The sequence below is a fragment of the Streptomyces sp. SID1328 genome (assembly GCF_009865595.1).
Lineage (GTDB): Bacteria > Actinomycetota > Actinomycetes > Streptomycetales > Streptomycetaceae > Streptomyces > Streptomyces griseoluteus.
On sequence record NZ_WWKH01000621.1, the window covers coordinates 1 to 2098 of the forward strand.

At 72.9% G+C, this 2098-nt stretch carries 3 protein-coding genes; 2 read left to right on the plus strand and 1 reads right to left on the minus strand.

What is annotated here, in order from left to right; all coding sequences use genetic code 11:
- Nucleotides 1–800: magnesium and cobalt transport protein CorA (locus GT030_RS20070; protein WP_161202295.1), on the plus strand; the 800-nt coding region annotated here is incomplete at its 5' end.
- 31 nt (nucleotides 801–831) lie between these two features.
- Here GT030_RS20070 and GT030_RS20075 read toward each other — a convergent pair.
- On the minus strand, nucleotides 832–1464 hold the full coding sequence (locus GT030_RS20075; RefSeq protein ID WP_161202296.1) for a uridine kinase: 633 nt from the start codon (nucleotides 1462–1464) through the stop codon (nucleotides 832–834).
- A 139-nt stretch (nucleotides 1465–1603) separates the two neighbouring features.
- Between GT030_RS20075 and GT030_RS20080 the strand changes: the two genes are divergently transcribed.
- A partial coding sequence (locus GT030_RS20080) for a DUF2293 domain-containing protein (protein WP_346009692.1) occupies nucleotides 1604–2098 on the plus strand: 495 nt, incomplete at its 3' end.

The window sequence follows — 2098 nt, forward strand, 5'->3', positions numbered from 1 at the left end:
AGGCCCACCAGCGCCCGAAGCTGGAGCGGTACGGCGACACGCTCTTCGCGGTCCTGAAGACCGTCTGCTACGTGGAGCACGAGAAGCTGACTGCGACGAGCGAGGTGGTGAACACCGGCGAGATCATGGTGTTCGTCGGCGAGGACTTCGTCATCACCGTGCGGCACGGCCACCATGGCTCACTGGGCCCGCTGCGCGAGGAGCTGGAGTCGCGCCCGCGTCAGCTCGCCAAGGGCCCTTCGGCGGTGCTGCACGCCGTCGCGGACCACGTGGTGGACGAGTACCTGAACGTCACGGACGCGGTGCAGGGCGATGTCGAGCAGGTCGAGACGGACGTCTTCTCGGAGGAGGGCGGCCGGGCCGATCCGGGGCGGATCTACCAGCTCAAGCGCGAACTGCTCGAACTGAAACGGGCGGCGGTGCCGCTGGTGCGCCCGGTGGAGGACCTGGCCACCCGGCCGATGAGGGTGGTCGACCCGGAGATACAGGCCTACTTCCGCGATGTGATGGACCATCTGATACGGGCCAAGGACCAGATCGCCGCGTTCGACGAGCTGCTCAACTCCATCCTCCAGGCCCATCTGGCCCAGGTGACGGTGGCGCAGAACGAGGACATGCGGAAGATCACGGCCTGGGCCGCGATCGTCGCGGTGCCGACGATGGTCTGCGGTGTCTACGGGATGAACTTCGAGTACATGCCGGAGGCGAAGTGGCACTACGGCTACCCGGTGATCATGGGCATCACCGCGCTGGCCTGTGCCGCGCTCTGGCGGGGCTTCCGGCGCAACGGCTGGTTCTGACCCACCGGTCCTCCGGGTCCGGCGGGCGAGGTCAGCCGCTCCAGGCGGGATGCCGGGGGTCGTCGGCACGTACGACCACGTCGGCCGTCGCGGCGGGGTCGGTCTCCGTCTCGTAGCGGGCGAAGGCGGGGAGCGTCCAGTGCTCGGGGTCGGGGGTGCGGCGGCGCAGGGCGCCGGACGACAGCAGGACGTGCACGGTCAGGTCGAAGGGGAACCAGTGCCGGAGAAGAAGGGGACCGTGCAGGAGCAGTACCCCGCCGGGCGGTAGCTGGACGTAGGAGCTGCGGGTGGCGCGGTCGGTGACCGGGTCCCACAGGTCGGGCAGCACCCGCCCGTCACCCCCGGCGTCCAGGGGGCCGAGGACCTCGCGCCACAGCGCGCCGGTGTCGAACCAGCCGCTGTAGTACGACTCCTCGTCGCGCCGCCCGTGCTCCAGGCGGAGGGAGGCGGGGCGCAGGAAGCCGTCTGCGCCGACGACCAGTGAGGGCCGGCCGCGTACCCGGAGCGCCTCGGCGATCCGGGTGGCCAGGTCACCCGGCCCGGCGGCGGGCGCTCCGTCGAGGCCCACGCGCGGCCAGGGGCTGCCGTCGGCGGGCTCCAGCGCCAGAATCCGGTCGGCGAGCCGTTCGGCCAGCCGCTCCCAGGTGATCGCTTCGAGTCGCACACGCCCATGATGCCGGGAAGCCGGAAAAGGAAGGCACAGGAGGGGAGGGAAGGAGGAGTGGCCCGGCCTGGTGCGGGAGGACGGGCAGGTGGTGGGGAATGAACCGCGTATGGCACGTCCCGCAGGTGCACGCCGTCCCGTGGAGCCACGCTCCCCCGCGCTGCCCGATGCCGGGGGCGGCCCGGTCGTGGTGCAGCCGCAGCGGCGCAGGCACTGCGCGGCCTGCCGGCAGGGGCCGCTGGCCCTGCTGGTGCTGGAGGAGGGGGTGCCGCGTTGCCTGGACTGCGCGGATCTGGGGCACCTGGTGTTCCTCCCGCGCGGGGATGCCGCGCTGACCCGCAGGGCGCGGGAGGAGAGCGCGCTGTCGGCGGTGGTGGTGCGGTTCGCGCGGCGGCGTGGCCGGTACGAGCGCCAGGGCCTGCTGGTGGAGGAGGCCGCGCTGGCGCGGGCGGAGGAACGCTGCCTGGCCGACGCGGAGGTCCGGCAGCGGCGCCGGGTGCGGGACGCGCGACGCCGGGTGGCGGAGGACGAGCGCTTCGTCGCGGAGTTCGCGGCGGAGATCGGGCGGCTGTTCCCCGGCTGCCCGGACGACCGGGCACGGGCGGTCGCCGGGCACGCGGTCGTCGTACGGCAC